Consider the following 19,758-nt stretch of genomic DNA (forward strand, 5'->3'; position numbering starts at 1 on the left):
CTAGAGAGACCGCCGATACCTATACGCATGGCGACAGTCGGCTGTTAATTCCGTTGAATTGTGCTACGTTAACGACGGAATCAGTAGACCAGGGCGTGTCCACGTCCCTACCCGGGCGAAGCGGGGAAGAATGTCCGCCGTGAGACCGACCAAGGCGGCGCGCGAGGATGCCGCCGACACCAACAGCGCGCAGGCGGGGGCCTGGCGGCGCCCGGTGGAGGGGTCGTCCAAGGCCGACCTGGACCCCGTCGACAAGGCACTCGTCGAGGCGCTCCAGCAAGACGGCCGCCGTTCCTACGCGGCCCTCGCCAAGGAGGTCGGGAAGTCCGAGGCCGCGGTACGGCAACGCGTGCAGCGGCTGATCGAGAACGGCGTGATGCAGATCGTCGCCGTCACCGATCCGCTGACCCTCGGCTTCGCGCGGCAGGCGATGGTGGGCATCAGGGCGCACGGCAACGTGCGCAAGCTCGCCGACCAGCTCGCCGCCATCCCAGAGATCGACTACGTCGTCGTCACCGCAGGGTCGTTCGACCTGCTCGTCGAGCTCGTCTGCTACGACGACGACCACCTCCTCGCGCTGGTGAACGACCACATCAGGTCCGTCCCCGAAGTGCGCGACACCGAGACGTTCATGTACCTCAAGCTGCGCAAGCAGACCTACGCCTGGGGAACTCCTTAGCCATGGCGCGATACGGCCCACAATTCGGACCCGATATCACGTTCCTCGGCGTGGACAGCTGCGACTGGGCGGACCCGGCAACCTACGCCGACGCCGATGTGGTGATCCTCGGCGCCCCGTTCGACGGCGGCACGTCCCACCGGCCAGGCGCACGGTTCGGTCCGCAGTACATCCGGCAGACCTGCTACCTGCCGCACGATGGTTCCCGGCCGTCGCTGGCGCTGCGCACCGACGGCCTGCGCGACCTACGCGTCTACGACGCCGGCGACGTGGAGATGTACTCCGGCGATGCCGAGCGCTCGGTACGCGACCTGCAGCAGGCCGTCTACGCGATCGCGCGCACCGGCGCCATCCCGCTGATGCTCGGCGGCGACCACACCATCACCTGGCCGGACGCCGCGGGCGTCGCACAACACCTCGGCGAGGGACGCGTCTCGCTGATCCACTTCGACGCGCACGCCGACACCGGTGACATCACGTTCGGCTCGCTGGTCGGGCACGGCCAGCCGATGCGCAGGCTGATCGAGTCGGGAGCGGTACGCGGCGACCGGTTCCTGCAGGTCGGCCTGCGCGGCTACTGGCCGGAGCCGGAGACCCTCTCCTGGATGGCCGACCAGCGGATGCGCAGCTACGAGATGACGGAGATCGTCGCGCGCGGCCTGGAGGACTGCCTCACGGAGTCGTTCGCGATCGCCACCGACGAGTGCGACGGCGTGTTCCTCTCCGTGGACGTCGACGTCTGCGACCCCGCGCACGCGCCCGGCACCGGCACCCCCGAGCCCGGCGGCCTCAGCTCCCGGCAGCTGCTCGACGCGGTACGCAGGATCTGTTACGAACTGCCGGTCGTCGGCGTCGACGTGGTCGAGGTGTCACCGCCGTACGACAACGCCGAGCTGACCTCGTTCCTCGCCAACCGGGTGGTGCTCGAGTCGCTGTGCGCCATCGCCAGGCGCCGCCGCGACGCCGCGGAAGGCACCACCTGGGACCCGCGCCAGCCGCTGCTCGACGACCGCTGACGCGCAGGCGTCAGGAGTCGAAGCCGACGCCGAACTTGTCCAGGGCACGCAGCCAGACATTGCGGCGGCCCTGGCGGTTGTCTGCTCGCGCGAGCGACCACCGGGTCAGCTGCACGACGCCGTAGCGCAACGGCTCCGGCGGGAACGGGACCGGCTTGCTACGCACCAGCTGCAGCCGGGTGCGTTCGGTCTCCGCACCCGAGAGCTGGTCGAGCATGACGTTCGCCGCGAACCTCGTCGCGCCGACGCCGAGGCCGGTGAAGCCGGCCGCGTACGCGAGCCGGCCGGCGTGGGCGGTGCCGAAGAACGCGCAGAACCTGCTGCAGGTATCGATGACACCGCCCCAGGTGTGCGTGAACCCGACCCGGCTCAGTTGCGGGAACGTCTGGTAGAAGTGCATCGCCAGCCGCTCGAACGTCGCCGAGCGCTGCTGCAGCGACGTACGCACCCGGTTGCCGAAGTGGTAGATCGCGTCGTAACCGCCCCACAGGATCCGGTTGTCCGAGGTGAGCCGGTAGTAGTGGAACTGGTTACCGCTGTCCGCCAGGCCCTGCCTGTTGTGCCACCCGACGCTCGACAGCTGTGCGTCGGTGAGCGGTTCGGTGACGATCGCGTAGTCGTACACCGGCAGCAGGAAGTGCCGCAGCCGGCGCAGCAGCGGCGTGAAGACGCCGGTGCCTAGCGCGACCGCGTCGGTCGTGAGCGCGCCGCGCGAGGTGTCGACCCGCAGCCGGCCACCGACGCTGTGCACGCCCCGCACCCTGCTGTGCTCGTGGATGCGTACGCCGAGCCGCAGACACGCGTCGCGCAAGCCCCATGCCAACCTGGCCGGGTTGAGCATCGCCGTGCCGTCGCGGTGCCACACCCCGGCTAGGTAGGTCGGCGAGTCGACCTCTGCACGCATCTGGTCGCGGTCGAAGAGCTCCGCGTCGTGCCCGAAGCGGCGCAGCTCGTCGGCACCCTCGGCGAGCTCGTCGACCTGCCACGGCTGGGTGGCGACAGAGACCTCGCCGGTACGTTCGAACGCGCAGTCGATGCCGTACTTGCCGACGGTCTGCTCGATCTCGTCGAGGTTCTCGTTGCCGAGCCGCTCGAGCGTCACCAGCTCGTCGGGGAAGTGCGCCATTCCGTTGCCCAGCCCGTGGGTGAGGCTCGCCGAGCAGAAGCCGCCGTTCCTGCCGGACGCCGCCCAGCCGATGGTCCTGCCCTCGAGCAGCACGACGTCGCGCGCGGGGTCGCGCTCCTTGGCCAGCAACGCCGTCCACAACCCGGTGAAGCCACCGCCGACGACGACCAGGTCGGCCTCGCCGGTGCCGGTCAGCGCGGGCTGCGGTTCGGGCGCGTCGGGGTCGTCCAGCCAGAACGGGACGGCGACGGCGCCCGCGAACGCGTCATCGAGATCGGGCATTCAGGCCCGCCGACGTCGGGCGTACAACGCATTCAGCACCGCGAGTGCCACCCCTGCCACGAAGATCAACGTACCCATCACATTAACCTGCGGCGGACTGCCGGCCTTCGTCGATCCCCAGATCCACAACGGGAACGTGATCGTGCTACCCGCAGTGAAGTTGGTGATGATGAAGTCGTCGATCGAAAGCGCGAACGCGAGCAGCCCGCCGGACAGCACCGCGGGGAAGATCATCGGGAGGGTGACCAGGCGGAACGTCGTCCAGGTGCCGGCACCGAGATCGCGGGCCGCCTCCTCGAGCGCCGGATCCAGCGTCAGCACCCGGGCTCTCACCGTCAGTGACACGAACGGGATGCAGAACATCACGTGCGCGACCAGGATGGTCCAGAACCCCAGCGGCACGTTCATCGTGATGAACAGCGACAGCAACGCGGCACCGATCACGATCTCGGCGCAGGAGATCGCCGCGAACAGCACCACGTTCAACGCGCCCTGACCACGGAACCGGTACCGGCCGAGCGCGATGCCGATCAGCGTGCCGAGCATGCCTGCGATCAGCGTGGTGAGCAGACCGATCAGCAGTGAGTTGCCCAGCGCCTTGGTCAGGTCCTCGATCTCGAACAGCCTGCCGTACCACTTGAACGTGAACCCCTGCCACGTGGTGTTGAACCTGCTCTTCGTGTCGTTGAAGCCGAACAGGATCATCACGGCGATCGGCAGGCACAGCCAACCGATCACCAACCAGGTGTGGATGTGCAGCAACCGGGAACCCGTCAGGCGACGGGGCCGCCGCTTGGTGGCCGGCTCGGTTCCACTCAGCGTCGTCATCGGGCGGACGCCTCCAACACATCCTCGGTGCCGAGCGCCCTGGCGTACAGGAAGATGCCGACGAGCAGCAACGCCATCAGGGTGAAGGACAGTGCAGCAGCGATCGGGTAGTCCTGTGCCACCAGGTACTGGTTCTGGATCACGTTGCCGATCATCGTGTTGTGCGTGCCGCCGAGCACCGACGAGTTCACGTAGTCCGACGACGCGGGCACGAACGTCATCAGTACGCCGGCGAACGCACCGGGCAACGACAGCGGGAAGATCACCCGCAGGAACGCCTGCACCCGGCTCGCGTAGAGGTCGTACGACGCCTCGATGAGCGCGGGGTCGATGCGTTCGAGCGCGACGTACAACGGCAGCACCATGAACGGCAGGAAGTTGTACGCGAGCCCGCCGATCACGGCACCGGTCGTCGCCAGCACGTGGAAGTCCTCGGGCAGCAGGCCGAAGCCCTTCAGCGTGCCGAGCACGATGCCGTCGTCGGCGAGCACGAAGTGCCAGGAGATCGTCCGCAGCACGAAGGACACGAAGAACGGCAGCAGGAGCAGGAACAGGTAACTCGACTTGCGCGAACCACCATGGAAGGCGATCCAGTACGCCATCGGGTAACCGATCGCCAGCTGCAGCAGGCAGGCGGCGAGCCCGTAACCCAGCGAGCGGATGATCTGCTCGTCGTAGGTACGGATTCCCTCGATGTACGTCTGCCAGTGCCAGGTGAGGCGGTAGCCCTCTACCACGTCGCCCTGCTGCAGCGAGAGCGACAGCATGACGAACATCGGCATGATGAAGAAGATCGCCAACCACAGCCCGCCGGGCAGTGCAAGTGCGTACGGCGTCAGCGCCCGGAACAACTTCGGCTTGCTCACCTGGCCATCACCTCCAGTCGGGTCACGACGTGACGATGGGCTGGAAGATCGACTCGTACTCCTTCTTCTCCGCGGAGTTCTTGAAGACCCGGTACGAGCTGGTGTTCGCGTAGTCCTCGGCGGTGGGGAAGACCAGCGGGCTCTCGGCCACCATCTCGAGGACCTCCTTGTCCTCGCCCTTGGCCTCCGCCGCGTCCTTTTCGATGACGCCCTGCGCCTTCGGCACCGGAGTGATGTAGTTGATGTACTCCGCGAGGCTGCCGGCGATCTCCGGCTGGTAGAAGTAGTCCATCAGGGTGATCGCGTCGACGGGGTTCTTCGCCGTCGTGGGGATCACCATGTTGTCGGTCCAGATGATGCCGCCCTCTTCGGGGATCACGAACCGCAGGTCGCCGCCTTCCAGGTTGCGCTGGAACACGTCGCCCGACCACCCCATGGTGAGCCAGACGTCACCCTTGCCCACGGCGTCGATGTACGCCTGGTCGTAGTACTTGCGCACGATGCCCTTGTCGCGCTGCTCCTTGAGCTTCGCCGCCGCCTTCTCCCAGTCGGCCTTGGTGGACTTCTCCGGGTCGGCGCCGGTGGCGATCATGCCGTAGGCACCGATCTCCTGGGTGTCGGACAACATGCCGACCTTGCCCTTGTACTTCGGGTTCCACAGCTCCTGGATGCTGGTGATCTCTTCGTCGATGTACTTCGCGTTGTAGATCAGCCCGGTGAAGCCACTCGCCCACGGCACGCTGTATACGTTGCCAGGGTCGAACGACTGTTCCTTGTACTTCTCCCCCGCGTGCTTCGCGAAGTTCGGCAACCGGTCGTGGTCGAGCGGCGCGAGGAACCCGAGGTCGACCATCTGGCTGAACTGGGTGCCGTTGGTCATGACGATGATGTCGTAACCGATCGACTGGTCCGCCGCCAGCTGCGGCCGCACCTTCGCGTAGAACGACGCGTTGTCCTGGATGACCTCCTTGTAGGCCACCTTCGTACCCGTCTCCTTGCTGAACTGCTTCAGCTCGGGCCGCTTCGGGTCCATGTAGTACGGCCAGTTGGCGAAGACCAGGCTGCCGTTCTCCTTCTTGCCGGACCAGAACTTCTGTACGTCGTCCTTCTTCGGCTTCGCCGCTTTCTTGCCTTCGACGCCACACGCGGCGAGAGCGAAACCGGCGCCGGCGAGGCCGGCGAGCCGGAAGACTCCGCGGCGCGTGGTGAGGCCACGCAGCAGCGCTGGATCGATGTCGTGCTCGCTCATGATTCGGTACTTCCAATCGCGTACGAGTGGCGGGAGTGCCAGGACAACCAGACGTCGTCACCACGGTCGGCGGCCGTCTGCGCCGACGACGCGTTCTGCTGGAAGACGACGACCTCGTCGCCCGCCCGTGTGGTGACCGAGTAGTTGGTCGAGGTGCCCAGGTAGACCACCTCGGCCACCGTCCCCCGTAGCACGCAGAGGTCGCTCGAAGCGGTCACCGGCTGCGTGGAGATCTCGATCTTCTCCGGCCTTACGGTCAGCTCGAGCCGGTCACCGGCCACCGCGGACCGGCCGGCGGGCAGCGCGACCGTCAGCTGCTCGTCGCCGTACGACACGGTGGCGAGCTCGCCGGTCACCTGCTGCGCAGTGCCGTCGAGCAGGTTGGAGGTACCGATGAACCCGGCCACGAACTTCGTGGCCGGGTACTCGTAGATCTCCGCCGGCGTGCCGAGCTGCTCGACCAGGCCGTCGTTCATGACGGCGATCTGGTCGCTCATGGTGAGCGCCTCGCCCTGGTCGTGCGTGACGTAGACGAACGTCACCTTGGTCTCGCGCTGGATCCGCTTCAGCTCGACCTGCATGGCCTGGCGCAGCTTCAGGTCGAGGGCGCCGAGCGGTTCATCGAGCAGCAGCGCCCGCGGCCCGTTGACCAGCGCACGGGCAAGCGCCACCCGCTGCTGCTGGCCGCCGGACAGCTCGCGCGGCCGGCGCTGCTCCCGGCCGGTGAGGTCGACGATGTCCAGCATCTCGCCGACCCTGCTGCGGATCTCGTCGCGCGGTACGTTCTTTCGCCGCAGCCCGAAGGCGACGTTGTCGAAGATGCTCATGTGCGGGAAGAGCGCGTAGCTCTGGAACACCATGTTCACGTCGCGACGGTTAGCCGGCACCTGCGTCACGTCCCGACCGTGCAGGAAGACCTGTCCGGCGGTCGGCTCCTCGAACCCGGCGATCATCCGCAGCGTCGTGGTCTTGCCGCAGCCGGACGGCCCGAGCAGGGAGAAGAACGCCCCCTCGGGCATGGTCAGGTCGACGCCACGGACGGCGGCCACGTCACCGTCGCGCGAGGAGAACTCCTTGGTGACTCCGGCGAGCTGGATTGCCGGCACGGCCTGCTCACCGTGTGTTCCCGGCAGGTCGCTGGGCTCCGCGGCAGTCCGCGTCTCGATCATGCGGAATCCCTCCTGGCGAACGCTGTGCAGAGACGATGACACAGGCTCGGCGAGCTGACAAGGGATTCCGTTGTATCCGACTCACTTTTCAACGGAATCTTGACATTCCGTGGGTTCCTGTCAGCATGACAGTGGGGTTCAACGATTGGAGAACGCGATGGGCTACGACACTTCCGAGCCGCGTGGTGAGCAGGCAGCTACCGCGAGCGACGCCGCCAGGCAGCACCTGTGGATGCACTTCACCCGGATGTCGTCGTACGCCGACCACGAGGTGCCCGTCATCGTCCGCGGCGAGGGCCCGTACGTCTACGACCAGCACGGCAAGCGGTACCTGGACGGCCTCGCCGGGCTGTTCGTGAGTCAGGTCGGGCACGGCCGCCGCGAGCTGGCCGAGGCCGCCGGCCGGCAGGCCGCGCAGCTGGCCTACTTCCCCATCTGGTCGTACGCACACCCGAGCGCGGTCGAGCTGGCCGAGCGGCTCGCCGACCTCGCGCCCGGCGACCTCGACCACGTCTTCTTCACCACCAGCGGGAGCGAGGCCGTCGAGTCCGCGTGGAAGCTGGCCAAGCAGTACTTCAAGCTGGTCGGTGAGCACAGCCGCTACAAGGTGCTCAGCCGGAGCGTGGCGTACCACGGCACCAGCATGGGCGCGCTGTCGATCACCGGGCTCGCCGACATCAAGGAACCCTTCGAACCGCTCGCCCCCGGCGGGGTGAAGGTGCCGAACACGAACTTCTACCGTGCGGAGGAGCACGGCGACGACCTGGAGGCGTTCGGCCGCTGGGCCGCCGACGAGATCGAGCGGGCCATCGTCCGCGAGGGCCCGACCTCGGTCGCCGCCGTCTACCTCGAGCCGGTACAGAACTCCGGCGGCTGCTTCCCACCGCCGCCCGGCTACTTCGAGCGGGTCAGGGAGATCTGCGACAAGTACGGTGTGCTGCTCGTCTCAGACGAGGTCATCTGCGCGTTCGGCCGACTCGGCTACTACTTCGGCTCGGAGCGCTACGGCTACCAGCCCGACATCATCACGTTCGCCAAGGGCATCACCTCCGGCTACTCCCCGCTCGGCGGCATGATCGCCAGCAGGCGGCTGATGGAGCCGTTCAGCACGGGCAATGCGACGTTCCTGCACGGCGTCACGTTCGCCGGCCACCCGGTCTCGACGGCGGTGGCGCTGGCCAACCTCGACGTGTTCGAGAAGGAGGACCTGCTCGGCAACGTCCGGAACAACGAGGCGTCGTTCCGGCAGGCACTCGAGGGGCTGCGCGACCTGGACATGGTCGGTGACGTCCGCGGCGCCGGGTACTTCTACGGCATCGAGCTGGTGAAGGACAAGGCGACCAAGGAGACGTTCAGCGACGAGGAGTGCGAGCGGCTGATCCGCGGCTTCCTGTCACCCAAGCTGTTCGAGTCCGGCCTGGTGTGCCGCGCCGACGACCGCGGCGAACCCGTCATCCAGCTCTCCCCGCCGCTGATCTGCGGCCAGGAGCACTTCGACGAGATCGCCTCCATCCTCCGCAACGTACTCACCGAGGCCCAGCAGCGCCTCTGACCGCGGCCAGACCCCCGCAGTCGGCGGGTTGCGGCCGCCCGGTGGTCAACGACAGAAGGATCCGGGCGGCCGCCCCGCCGCTGCCGCAGGCTGGCGTGCCCGCGGCGGTGGGCGCCTAGAAGAGACCGACGGTCTGGCCCTGGGCGTCCAGATCGATGCCGACGGCCGCGGGCTCGGCACCCAGGCCGGGCATGGTGCGCATGTCGCCGCAGATCGGGTAGACGAAACCGGCACCCACGGACGCACGCACCTCCCGAACCGGGAGCGTCCAACCGGTCGGCGCGCCGCGCAGGCCGGGGTCGGCGGCCAGCGAGAGATGCGTCTTCGCCATGCACACCGGCAGGTCCCCGAACCCGGCCCGCTCGTACATCTCGAGGTCCCGCGCCGCCTGCGGGGAGTACTCCACGTCCGCGGCACCGTACACGCCGGTCGCCACCCGCTCGATCTTCTCCCGCAGCGTCGCCTCGTCCGGGTAGAGCAGCTGGAACTGCGACTCCTCCTCCGCCGCCTCGACGACCGCCGCGGCGAGCTCCTCGGCCCCGGCTCCGCCGGTCGCGAAGTGCTCGGAGACGGCGAACCGGGCACCGGCCTCCTCGGCCACCTGGCGGATCACCGCGTACTCCGACTCGTGGTCGCTGGGGAACGCGTTGATCGCGACGACCGGCGACACCCCGTGCAGCCGGATGTTCTCGATCTGCTTGCGCAGGTTCGCCGCGCCCGCCGCGACCTCGTCCGGGTTCTCCGCGAGCAGGTCGGCGGGCAGTGGCTTGCCCGGCACGATCCGGTAGTTGCCCGAGTGCACCTTGAGCGCACGTACGGTCGCGACGATCACCGCGGCGTCCGGACGCTCCCCCGACGCCCGGCACTTGATGTTGAAGAACCGCTCGGCGCCCATGTCCGCACCGAACCCCGCCTCGGTCACCACGTACTCCCCCGCGCGCAACGCGATCAGGTCGGCGACGATCGACGAGTTGCCGGTCGCGATGTTGCCGAACGGCCCGCAGTGCACAAGTGCAGGTGTGTTCTCCAGCGTCTGCACCAGGTTCGGCTTGAGCGCCTCGCGCAGCAACACGGCCATCACGCCCGCGCCGCGCAGCTGTTCCGCCGTCACCGGCTCGCCCTCGCTGGTGTAGCCGACGACGATCCGGCCGAGCCTGGCCCGCAGGTCGTCCATCGATATGGCGAGCGCGAGGATCGCCATCACCTCGGACGCCGCGGTGATGTCGAAGCCGCTCTGCCGTGGCACACCGTCCATCCGGTTGCCAAGTCCCACGACGATGTTGCGCAGCGCCCGGTCGTTCACGTCGAGCACGCGCCGCCAGGTGATCCGCTGCGGGTCGAGGCCGAGCTTGTTGCCGTGGAAGAGATGGCTGTCGAGCATCGCGGACAGCTGGTTGTGCGCCGCCGTGACGGCGTGCATGTCGCCGGTGAAGTGCAGGTTGAGCTTCTCCATCGGCACGACCTGGCTGTACCCGCCGCCAGCCGCTCCCCCTTTGATCCCGAGCGCGGGCCCCATCGACGCCTGCCTGATGGTCACGATCGCCTTATGGCCGATCCGGTTCAGCCCCTGGCCGAGACCGACGGTGGTGGTCGTCTTGCCCTCGCCGAGCGGGGTGGGCGTCATCGCGCTCACGACGACGTACTTCGCCTTGGGCCTGCCGGCCAGCTCGTCGATGGCCTCCAGGTCCACCTTCATGACGTCGCGGCCGTACGGGTCGAGCAGGTGCGGACCCAGTCCCAGCTCGCCTGCGATGTCCTCGACCGGTTTCAGCGCTGCTTGCCGGGCGATCTCCAGGTTGCTGGGTACTGTCATAGCAGCTCCTCCGAACGCGTCAATTTGCAAGCACAGCGTGGCAGGACGGTTTTGCAGCCGCTAGCGACCAATTGGCGATTACGTCATCGCCCGGTCTTATGACAGGAAAAACACAGGAATTCCATGGTCGGAAATCAGCGGCATCACGACGCCGGTGCCGCCGGGCGCAGATGGCGGAAATCACGCCCGGCGCCATTCCTCGGTTGGTCACTGCGGCAACCGATCCGCGACATGCCTACCGGGCACGACGCCGACATCTCGTCCATCGCCAGCTTCACCAGGGCGAGCGCCGCATCGGGGAGCTCTACGTTCCTGCGCCACACCGCACGCAACCGGATGGTCAGGTCGACGTCCACGACGGGAACCGCGACCAGCTCGTGGTTACGCAGCTCGTGCCGCACAGCCACGTGGCTGATCACGGCCGCGCCCCCGCCGGCGGCCACCGCTTCCTTGATGGCGGTCGTCGACGACAGCTCCAGATGCGGCTCACCGTCGCACAGCTCGCCGAGCACGCGGTCGACGGTCTCCCTGGTGCCGGAACCGCGTTCCCTGACGATCGTGATCTCACCGGCGAGCTCGTCCGGTGTCACCGGTCGGCGGTATCCCGCCCACGGGTGCGTGGGCGCGACGAACACGCCCAGCTCGTCCTCCGCGATGACCTGTTCCACCAGTCCAGCATGTGGACACGGGTCGTCCACGAACCCCACGTCGACCGTTCCCGCACGTACCTGCTGCACGACCTCGTGCGAGTTGCCCATCCGCAGTTCGACGGTGAGGCCGGTCTGTCGACTGCGCAGCTCGGCGAGCCACGACGGCATCAGGTAGTCCGCGGTGGTGGAGTTCGCCGCGATCCGTAGCCACCTGTCGGCAGCGTCCCGCAATGCCGCACAACCGCTGAGCAGCTCCGCAGCAGCGTCGACCACCCGTCGACCCCAGGTGGCGACCATCGCCCCCGCAGGTGTCAGCCGCGAACCCGAAGGGGATCGCTCGAGCAGACGCAGGCCGAGACGCCGTTCGAGGGCTTGGATCCGCGAGCTCGCCGCGGGCTGTGACACTCCGTGCTCGCGGGCCGCCTTGCCCAGACTGCCCAGCCGCTGCACGGAAAGCAGCAGGTCGAGATCGGCGAGCTCTAACTGACCTGCTGGTAGCACCATGACGTCTCGCCCTCGTGACGTGCTGTTGACCTGAGTCAAACATCTGCCACGCGCGGACCGGAAGGGTGAAGCGGGAGTATTTGAGCACACCCGTTGTGCAGAAACGCACAACTGACCAAACTGTCTCCATGACGGCACCGCGCGCTGACGACCTGCTCTACCTCCTGGAGCTCGCCAGAACCGGGCGTCTTGTCGACGCAGCGCGACGTCTCGACGTCGACCACACCACCGTGTCACGGCGCATCACTGCACTGGAACGGACGGTGGGCAAGCGGCTGGTGGACCGCACGACGAGGGGCTGGCACGTCACCGACGACGGCGAGGAGCTGCTCAGGTACGCGGAGGTAGTCGAGTCGACACTTCACGCGGTGAGCCAGCTGGGCCACAACGCGCGCAGCAGCAGTCTCGGTGGCACCGTTCGTATTGCCGCACCGGACGGGATCGGCGGCACGATCATCCCGGACGCGCTCGTCGAGCTGCGCCGTACGCACCCGCAGCTGGAGATCGAGCTGACGACGGCGACGCGCCGGTTCGACGTCACCTCGCGCGACTACGACGTGGCGGTGACGCTGGAGCGTGCCAAGTCACGGCAGCTCGTAGTGCGTCACCTCACGGACTACCTGATGGGACTCTATGCGACACCGGAGTACGTCGCGACGCATCCTCCGGTACGCACGCGCGACGACCTCGCCGACCATGCACTCGTTTGGTACGTGGAGTCGTTGCTGGAAGTACCAGAGCTCGACATCTTCCAGACGCACGTGGTGCCCACCCGTCCGGTGATCCGCAGTTCCAACGTTTTCGCACAGCTCCGCCTGGTCACCGCACACGGGGGAATCGGCTTCCTGCCACGCTTCCTGGTGATGGACCGCTCCGACCTCGTGCCCATCCTGCCGGACGAGGTCTCCGCCAGGCGCACCATGTGGCTGGTGGCGAGGCGCGAGTCGCTCGGGCTCACCAGGGTCACCACCACCATCGACGCGCTCATCGCGTACGTCGCCACTCTTCAAGAGCAACTCGGTGTTGCCGCACCTCCACCGGCGCCCCGGCGGTATCACGCCAACCGCCGATGACCGACGACGTTGGGCACGATTTCACATGGTGAGACGGCGTTCCGAACGAGCGCTTATGAGCTCATCGCCAGTCGACGGCTACCGAGGCATTCCCAGCGCTGGCATAGTTCCGGCCGTAACGCGCATCGCGCCCTATTTGTGCCAGTGGAGGAACACCATGACACAGGTCGTGTCCACGCCGGCTGCTGGTGAAAGCGGCCGGGAATTCCACCTCGTTGACACCGACGTACACGAGCGCGCGAATTTGCACGCCCTGCTCCCATACCTCGACCCGATATGGCACAAGTACATCACCGATTTCGAGTGGCAACCGGACCGCGTGTTGCCGTTCGCGCAGTACGCCGCCGGCGGACTCGACCGGGTGGACGCGAAACTGCCGGACGGGAGCCCGGGCGGCTCCGACTACGGCCTGCTCAGGGAGCAGCTGCTCGACGAGTACAACATGGACTACGCCGTCCTCACCGGTTGGCTCGACGCCTCCGGGCTCGCACCGGGTTGGCCGGAGTTCAAGACCGGCCTGATGTCCGCGTACAACGACTGGCAGATCGAGAACTGGGTGGAGCGCGACAGCCGGCTGCTCGGGTCGGTGCACGTCAACGCACACGACCCGGTGACCGCCGCGCGCGAGATCGACCGGGTCGGCTCCCACCCGGAGGTCGTGCAGGTGGCCATGTACATCGCGGACCGGCCGTTCGGCGATCCCTACTACCACCCGATCTACGAGGCAGCCGTACGGAACAACCTGCCGATCGGTATCCACCACAGCGAGAACGCGCCGACGGCGCTCGGCTTCCACCGCTACTACATCGAGTGGCACACGCTGATCTCACAGGTCTTCATGTCGCAGATGGTGAGCTTCATCTTCAACGGCGTCTTCGACAAGTACCCGCAGCTCAAGGTGATCATGATCGAAGGCGGCGTCACGTACGTGCCGCACGTGATGATGCGCGCCGACCAGCAGTACAAGCAGCTGCGTTCCGAGGTGCCGTGGGTGAAGCGGATGCCCAGCGACATCATCAGGGAGCACTTCCGCTTCTCCACCCAGCCGCTCGAGGAGATGACCACGGAGTCGTTCCTGCGGCTCATCGACTCGGTCGGGTCCGACGAGTTGTTCTGCTTCGCCACCGACTACCCGCACTGGGACTTCGACTCGCCGTGGGAGGCACTGCCCGGCGACCTGCCGGAGTCGTTGCGCCACAAGATCTTCTACGAGAACGCCCGGTCTCTCTACCCGAAGATGCCGGCCTTCAGGCAAGCGTGACGGCACGGGCAGAGGTCAGCGAGCGCGAAAGGGAAGCGGCGTGAAGCAAGTGGTCTGCAGGAAAGACGAACTCCAACCAGGCTGTGTCACGGGAGCACAGCTCGGCCCGATCCGCGTGGCGGTCATCCGTGCCCGCGACGGCAGCCTGCACGCCCTCGCGGCCAAGTGCCTGCATCAGGGCGGGCCGCTGGACAAGGGGCCGCTCTACGACCACCACGCCACCACCGACGACGTCGGGAAGTACGTCGCCGAGCTGGCGCGCGACATCCTGAAATGCCCCTGGCACGGCTACGAGTACGACATCAGGACCGGCCGTGCGGTGTTCGACGAGAGCCGGTGTCTCGCGACGTTCACCGCACGCGAGGACGGCGACGACATCGTCGTAGAACTAGGGCGGCCGGGTTGAGCGGCTGCGACTAGGAACGAACGCCCGGAAGGGGCTGAGGCTTCAATGGCGAAACCTTTCGACGACGCCCAAAGCGGGGGGACGACAAGCAGTCTCGGCACCGAAGGGTCCGAGACCGACGAGAAGACACGTGTCCCGTTCAAGCAGGCGCTGCTCGTCGCGCTGGCCGCGGGCATGGGGTACGGCTTCGACTCGTATGCAGTGAACATCTACAGCATCGTGCTCCCCTCGATCAGGGAGAGCATGGGCATGACCCTGAACGTAGCGGGGATCATCGGTTCGATCTTCCTGGTCGGCTACACGGTCGGCACGATCGGCTTCGGTATCGCCGCAGACAAGTGGGGACGCAAGGACACGCTCGGTGTCTCGATCCTCATGTACGGGATCACGACGATGCTCGGCGGACTCACCAAGAACATCGCGCTCTTCACCAGCCTGCGGTTCCTCACCGGGGTCGGCGGCGCGGGCGAGCTGGCCGTCGGCGCGCCGTACACCGCGGAGATGTGGCCGAAGAAGGTGCGTGCACTCGGCACCGGCGGGATCATGTTCTCGCTCTACTCACTCGGGTACGTGCTCGCCGGCGGGGTTGCACTCGTCGTCGTGCCGATCTGGGGCTGGGAGCTCGCGTTCATCTTCGCCATCGCACCTGCCCTCATCATCTTCGTGATGCGGCGGTTCCTCCAGGAGTCGGTGCGGTACACCGTGGAGAAGCTGCAGCGACAGGTCGAGGACAAGCGCGAAGGCGCACAGAAGCGACCGAAGCTCTGGCAGATCCCTGGCGCGAAGAAGCGGATCGTGATCGGCTGGTTGGTCTACACGGCGAACGCGGTGGGCTACTGGGGGATGACGGTCTTCTTGACCACGTTCATGGTCGAGAAGTTCGGTGTCACTGCTGCAGAAGCCATCCTCTACGCGATGCTGTTCTACGTCGTGCAGTTCTTCTTCTGCTACATCGGCACCGGGCTGGCCGACCTGGTCGGCAGAAGGTTCTCCGCGATCCTCGGTGCGGTCATCATGATGGGGGCGATCGTGGCCGGGGCCACCAGCGAGTCGCTGGGCACGTACCTCGTCTTCGGCGGCATCTCGATCGCCATGCTCGGCTGGCTGTGGGGTGTCGGCGACACCTACATCTCCGAGCTGTTCCCGACCCGGCTGCGTGGCACTGGCTTCGGCATCTCGGTCGGCGGCGGCAGGATCATGTCGATCTTCGCGCCGTTCCTCGTCGGGTGGGGGATCGAGACCTACGGCCCGACCATTCCCTATCTGGCCTTCACCGGGCTGTGGGTCCTCACGATCATCGGTTACGCGATGGGGCCCGAGACGCGTAACCGGGAGCTCGAAGACATTGCCCCGGAGCCGGCATGACCGCCGTTTCTGCAACAAAGACCAGTCACCACTGAGGGGAGCTGACCCAGCATGGCCAGTACGACCGAGCAGCGACGGAAGAAGGTGACCATCCCGTCGCTCGTGGCGAAGATGAACGCCGGTGACCCGATCGTCCAGATGGCCATCTACGACTATCGGTCCGCGGTGGTCGCGGACCGGCTCGGCGACATCGACATCCTCTGCGTCTCCGACACCGGCGGCATGATCCTCTTCGGGCACCCGGACACCACGTCCGTCACGTTCGACGAGGTGATGAGCATGGCCAAGGCCGTACAGCGTGGTTCGAAGTACGGCATGCGCATGGTGGACATGCCGTACTGGAGCTTCCACGTCTCGAAGCAGCAGGCCGTCGAGAACGCCGGCCGGTTCGTACACGAGGCCGGCGCCGAGGTGATGAAGTGCGAGGGCAACCAGTCGCACGCACCCGCCATCGAGGCGATCGTGCAGGCCGGCATCCCCGTACAGGGCCACATCGGCGTCACCCCGATGCGGATGGCACAGCTCGGTGGCTTCAAGGCACAGGGCAAGACCGCGGACCGGGCGAAGGAGCTCGTCGACGACGCGTGGGCGATGGTCGACGCCGGCTGCTTCTCCATCCTCTGCGAGGTCGTGACCGACGAGGTCACCCAGTACCTCGCGGAGACCCTGCCGGTGCCGGTCATCTCGCTCGGTGCGGGCAACAACGGCGACGGCGTGCACATCATCACCAGCGACCTGTTCCACATGTACGAGGAACACACGCCACGGCACTCGAAGATCTACTTCGACATCATCCCGGTGTTCGAGGACGTCTTCACCAAGTACAGGGACGAAGTGAAGGAGCGTGTCTACCCGGGGCCCGAGCACACGGTGCAGATGCCCGAGGACGAGCGGAAGAAGTTCCTCGAGCTGATGGACGGTTCGCCGCGGCACGCCGCGAGTGCCTGATGACTGACCACGACACGGCAGAGTTCGTCGAGGTCGACGCGAGTGACCTCGCGGACGGCCAGATGAAGCGTGTCGACGTCGCCGGTAGCAGGGTACTGCTCGCCTTCGTGGACGGGCAGTACCACGCTATCGACGCGGTCTGCACCCACGAGCACGCGTACCTCGATGAGGGCGCGTTGATGGGCAACGTGGTCTACTGCCCGCTGCACTACAGCGCGTTCGACGTGACGTCGGGCGACGTGCTCGGCCCACCCGCAGACCGGTCGACGCAGTGCTATCCGGTGCAGGTGGTCGACGGCAAGGTGCTCGTCGGCACCACGCCCGGCCGGTCGGCGACCACTGCGGCCGAGCCGCCCGAGGACGAGGGCACCGTGCACCCGGCGCGGCCGCACCGCAACCTGCACAGCCGTCTGATCGACCCGATCGACTCGTTCGGCTGGCTGGAACGGCTCGCCAGGTCGCTGCAACGGGTGGTCACGCCGGTGCGTGCGAAGCTGGCCGGCCTGTTCGACCTGCTGCACGGGAAGCCGCTCGGCCACGCACTCCACCCGGCGCTGAGTGACCTGCCGATCGGGCTGTGGGCGGGATCGCTGTTGCTGTACGCGTTCGGCTACGGCGAACCCGGTGTGCTGCTGAGCATCCTCGGCAGTGCGAGTGCCGTGGCCGCGGCGGCGACCGGCACCGCCGACTGGTCGGTCTCGGACGGGCACGAGCGCCGGGTGGGGCTGCTGCACGGGCTGCTGATGACCGGTGCCCTACTGGTGCAGATCGGCTCGTCCGTCGCGTACTTCGCCGGGCTGGGTGCGCTGACCATCGTGCTCTCCGTGGTGAGCATCGCGACCACCCTGGGCGCTGCGTACCTCGGCGGCCATCTCGTGCTCGGGCGCGGCGCGATGGTCGACCACACCAACTGGACGCCGGCGTCCGACGGCTGGACGCGTACCGTGCAGGACAGCGAGCTGGCACCCGGGGCGAGCCTGCCGACGGAGGCGGGCGACCTGAGCGTACTGCTGCATCGCGGCGCCGACGACCGCATCTCCGCTATCGTGGCGACGTGCAGCCACGCCGGGGCACCGCTCTCGCTGGGCAAGGTCTGTGAAGGGATAGTCAGCTGTCCGTGGCACTACTCGCGTTTCCGTCTCACCGACGGAGCCGTGGTACGGGGTCCCGCGACGTTCCCGCAGCCCCCGCTCGACGTCCGGGTGCGCGACGGCTGGATCGAGGTACGCGCCGCGCAGGCGACCGAGCACACCAGCCGGTGACGCCCGCATGAGCGGCTCAGTGCTCGGCATGGCCCTGCCGGCCGAGGTGTCCGGGCTGCGGCTGCTGGTCGGCGCGCCGCTGGCGTTGGCCGCCGGCTACGTCCACGGGCTCACCGGGCTCGGGTTCGCGATCGTCTTCACGCCGCTGTTCGTGCTCGTCGTACCGAACCCCCACGACGTGGTGTTCCTCGCACTGCTGCTCGGCACGGTGCTGTGCGCGGTCGTGCTGATCGAGGCGCGGGGCAGGCATCGCGTGCGGCACGGCGGTCCGCTGCTCGTCGGCGCGTTCGTCGGCACGCCGGTGGGTGTCTTCGTCCTCACCCAGATCGCGGCCGGGGCGCTCACCATCGTGATCGCCGTCACCGCCATCGTGGTCGCCACCGGCTGGATGCTGCGGTTACCGCCACCGATCCGGCGCGAGCGCCCCGCGGTCGCCGCCGCCGCGCTCCTCGGCGGCTTCCTCAACGGCAGCACGAGCATGGGCGGCCCACCGCCTGCGCTGCTCGCGTCGCTGCAGCGCTGGCCCGTACAGGAGAGCCGGCTGGCCATGGCGACGTTCAACCTGGCCAGCTACGCCGTCGCTATCGTCGTCGGCATCTCGGCGGGCGCCGCCGACCTCGGCTTCCTCACCCTTGGCCTGCTGCTGCTCCCGGCCGCCGTCGCCGGCAACCTCGCCGGCAGCTGGAGCGCGCGCCGGATCTCCACCGCGGGGTTCCGCTACGTCCTCATCGGCGTCGTCTGGCTGGCCGGCGCCACCAGCCTGCTCACCACCCTGACCTGAGACCATGCAGGCATGGGTGCCGACATCGACGGGGTGCGGCGGGTGCGGGTCGCCGCCTACGCCATCGTGATCCGCGACGGACACGTGCTGCTGGCCAGGTTCGTCGACAGGTTCGACAAGAAGTGGACGCTGCCCGGCGGTGGCCTCGACCACGGCGAGGACCCGGTCGACGCGGTGCTGCGCGAGGTCACCGAGGAGACCGGCTACGAGTGTGCGGTCGACCAGCTGCTCGGCGTCGACTCGCTGCGGGTCACCGAGGAGCAGCCGCCGCTGGACGTGCACGCGGTGCGGATCTACTACGCGACGCACATCGTCGGCGGTGAGCTACGGCACGAGGTGGGCGGCAGCACCGACCGGGCCGAGTGGTTCGAGCTGACGGCCGTACCCGAGCTGAACCGCGGCAGCCTCGTCGACCAAGGCCTCCGACTGCACCAGGAACGACCGGCCGTCGGCCGGGCTAAGGTGGCACCGTGATGAGTACCCGTACGAGCTCCGATGCGCCGCAGCAGGTGTTCGCGTTCCTGTTCTGCTCCCTCGACGGCTACCACGAGGGGCCTGACGGGGAGTTGGGCTGGGGACGCTACGACGAGGAGTTCTTCGACTGGAACCTGCGGCAGACCCGCGAGGTGGGGCCCTGCTGCTCGGCCGGCGCACCTACGAGCACTTCGCCGACGTCTGGACCTCGGCCCGGTCCGCGGAGGAGATGCCCGAGGTCACGGCCTTCATGAACGCCGTGCCCAAGACGGTGTGACCAGCAGCGCGCAGGTCACGCCCTGGGAGGGCACACGCGTCACGGACGGCACCGACCTGCACGCCGACGTCGCTCGGCTCCGGACCGAGGCCACCGGTGACGTCGCGATCTTCGGGAGCTCGGGACTCACCGTGACACTGCTGGAACAGGGGTTGGTGGACGAGCTGCGGATCCTAG

General features: G+C 67.5%; 19 protein-coding genes. 12 read left to right on the top strand and 7 right to left on the bottom strand.

The genetic code is table 11. The features are described 5' to 3' along the window. The first annotated feature begins 130 nt into the window (after positions 1 to 130). The gene (locus GEV07_27150; GenBank protein ID MQA06238.1) at positions 131 to 679 is read left to right on the top strand and encodes an AsnC family transcriptional regulator; all 549 of its coding nucleotides are present in this window, start codon (positions 131 to 133) and stop codon (positions 677 to 679) included. A gap of 2 nt (positions 680 to 681) precedes the next feature. After that, the gene (speB, locus tag GEV07_27155) at positions 682 to 1,695 is read left to right on the top strand and encodes an agmatinase (protein ID MQA06239.1); all 1,014 of its coding nucleotides are present in this window, start codon (positions 682 to 684) and stop codon (positions 1,693 to 1,695) included. A 10-nt stretch (positions 1,696 to 1,705) separates the two neighbouring features. Here the strand turns inward: speB and GEV07_27160 are convergent, their stop codons facing one another. The 5 genes from GEV07_27160 to potA all read right to left on the bottom strand — a co-directional run bounded on the left by GEV07_27160 (position 1,706) and on the right by potA (position 7,215). Further along, positions 1,706 to 3,103, bottom strand: coding sequence for an FAD-dependent oxidoreductase (locus tag GEV07_27160; protein MQA06240.1), 1,398 nt, complete (start codon positions 3,101 to 3,103; stop codon positions 1,706 to 1,708). Continuing rightward, on the bottom strand, positions 3,104 to 3,931 hold the full coding sequence (locus tag GEV07_27165; GenBank protein MQA06241.1) for an ABC transporter permease subunit: 828 nt from the start codon (positions 3,929 to 3,931) through the stop codon (positions 3,104 to 3,106). Next, positions 3,928 to 4,713: an ABC transporter permease subunit gene (locus GEV07_27170; GenBank protein ID MQA06242.1), complete on the bottom strand. Its 786-nt coding sequence runs from the start codon at positions 4,711 to 4,713 to the stop codon at positions 3,928 to 3,930. The genes GEV07_27165 and GEV07_27170 overlap by 4 nt, the downstream gene beginning before the upstream one ends. Positions 4,714 to 4,819: 106 nt before the next feature. Further along, on the bottom strand, positions 4,820 to 6,046 hold the full coding sequence (locus GEV07_27175; protein MQA06243.1) for an extracellular solute-binding protein: 1,227 nt from the start codon (positions 6,044 to 6,046) through the stop codon (positions 4,820 to 4,822). Beyond that, on the bottom strand, positions 6,043 to 7,215 hold the full coding sequence (gene potA, locus GEV07_27180; GenBank protein ID MQA06244.1) for a polyamine ABC transporter ATP-binding protein: 1,173 nt from the start codon (positions 7,213 to 7,215) through the stop codon (positions 6,043 to 6,045). Before potA ends, GEV07_27175 begins: the two co-directional genes overlap by 4 nt. Positions 7,216 to 7,372: 157 nt before the next feature. Between potA and GEV07_27185 the strand changes: the two genes are divergently transcribed. Further along, positions 7,373 to 8,767 (top strand): aspartate aminotransferase family protein, encoded by a 1,395-nt coding sequence (locus tag GEV07_27185; GenBank protein ID MQA06245.1) that lies wholly within the window; start codon positions 7,373 to 7,375, stop codon positions 8,765 to 8,767. A gap of 115 nt (positions 8,768 to 8,882) precedes the next feature. On the opposite strand, the gene GEV07_27190 is transcribed toward GEV07_27185, so the two are convergent. Together GEV07_27190 and GEV07_27195 are read right to left on the bottom strand one after the other, a co-directional pair. Beyond that, positions 8,883 to 10,580 (bottom strand): formate--tetrahydrofolate ligase, encoded by a 1,698-nt coding sequence (locus GEV07_27190; protein ID MQA06246.1) that lies wholly within the window; start codon positions 10,578 to 10,580, stop codon positions 8,883 to 8,885. 143 nt (positions 10,581 to 10,723) lie between these two features. After that, positions 10,724 to 11,734, bottom strand: coding sequence for a LysR family transcriptional regulator (locus tag GEV07_27195; GenBank protein ID MQA06247.1), 1,011 nt, complete (start codon positions 11,732 to 11,734; stop codon positions 10,724 to 10,726). 128 nt (positions 11,735 to 11,862) lie between these two features. Between GEV07_27195 and GEV07_27200 the strand changes: the two genes are divergently transcribed. The 9 genes from GEV07_27200 to GEV07_27240 all read left to right on the top strand — a co-directional run. After that, complete coding sequence (locus GEV07_27200) at positions 11,863 to 12,807, top strand: LysR family transcriptional regulator (protein MQA06248.1); 945 nt, start codon at positions 11,863 to 11,865, stop codon at positions 12,805 to 12,807. A 157-nt stretch (positions 12,808 to 12,964) separates the two neighbouring features. Continuing rightward, positions 12,965 to 14,068, top strand: a complete 1,104-nt coding sequence (locus tag GEV07_27205) for an amidohydrolase family protein (GenBank protein ID MQA06249.1) — start codon at positions 12,965 to 12,967, stop codon at positions 14,066 to 14,068. A 40-nt stretch (positions 14,069 to 14,108) separates the two neighbouring features. Continuing rightward, positions 14,109 to 14,474 carry a Rieske 2Fe-2S domain-containing protein gene (locus GEV07_27210; protein MQA06250.1) on the top strand — a complete coding sequence of 122 codons (366 nt, stop codon included), beginning with the start codon at positions 14,109 to 14,111 and terminating at the stop codon, positions 14,472 to 14,474. A gap of 45 nt (positions 14,475 to 14,519) precedes the next feature. Next, positions 14,520 to 15,839 carry an MFS transporter gene (locus GEV07_27215; protein ID MQA06251.1) on the top strand — a complete coding sequence of 440 codons (1,320 nt, stop codon included), beginning with the start codon at positions 14,520 to 14,522 and terminating at the stop codon, positions 15,837 to 15,839. Positions 15,840 to 15,890: 51 nt separating this feature from the next. Then, positions 15,891 to 16,787, top strand: coding sequence for a 3-methyl-2-oxobutanoate hydroxymethyltransferase (locus tag GEV07_27220; GenBank protein ID MQA06252.1), 897 nt, complete (start codon positions 15,891 to 15,893; stop codon positions 16,785 to 16,787). After that, positions 16,787 to 18,049: a Rieske 2Fe-2S domain-containing protein gene (locus GEV07_27225; GenBank protein MQA06253.1), complete on the top strand. Its 1,263-nt coding sequence runs from the start codon at positions 16,787 to 16,789 to the stop codon at positions 18,047 to 18,049. Before GEV07_27220 ends, GEV07_27225 begins: the two co-directional genes overlap by 1 nt. Positions 18,050 to 18,056: 7 nt before the next feature. Beyond that, on the top strand, positions 18,057 to 18,830 hold the full coding sequence (locus tag GEV07_27230) for a TSUP family transporter (protein ID MQA06254.1): 774 nt from the start codon (positions 18,057 to 18,059) through the stop codon (positions 18,828 to 18,830). Positions 18,831 to 18,842: 12 nt separating this feature from the next. Then, positions 18,843 to 19,304, top strand: a complete 462-nt coding sequence (locus GEV07_27235) for an NUDIX domain-containing protein (GenBank protein MQA06255.1) — start codon at positions 18,843 to 18,845, stop codon at positions 19,302 to 19,304. Between the two features lie 21 nt (positions 19,305 to 19,325). Then, positions 19,326 to 19,758, top strand: a 433-nt coding sequence (locus GEV07_27240; GenBank protein MQA06256.1) for a hypothetical protein, incomplete at its 3' end; no start/stop codon positions are given.

The sequence above is a fragment of the Streptosporangiales bacterium genome (assembly GCA_009379825.1).
Classification (GTDB): domain Bacteria; phylum Actinomycetota; class Actinomycetes; order Streptosporangiales; family WHST01; genus WHST01.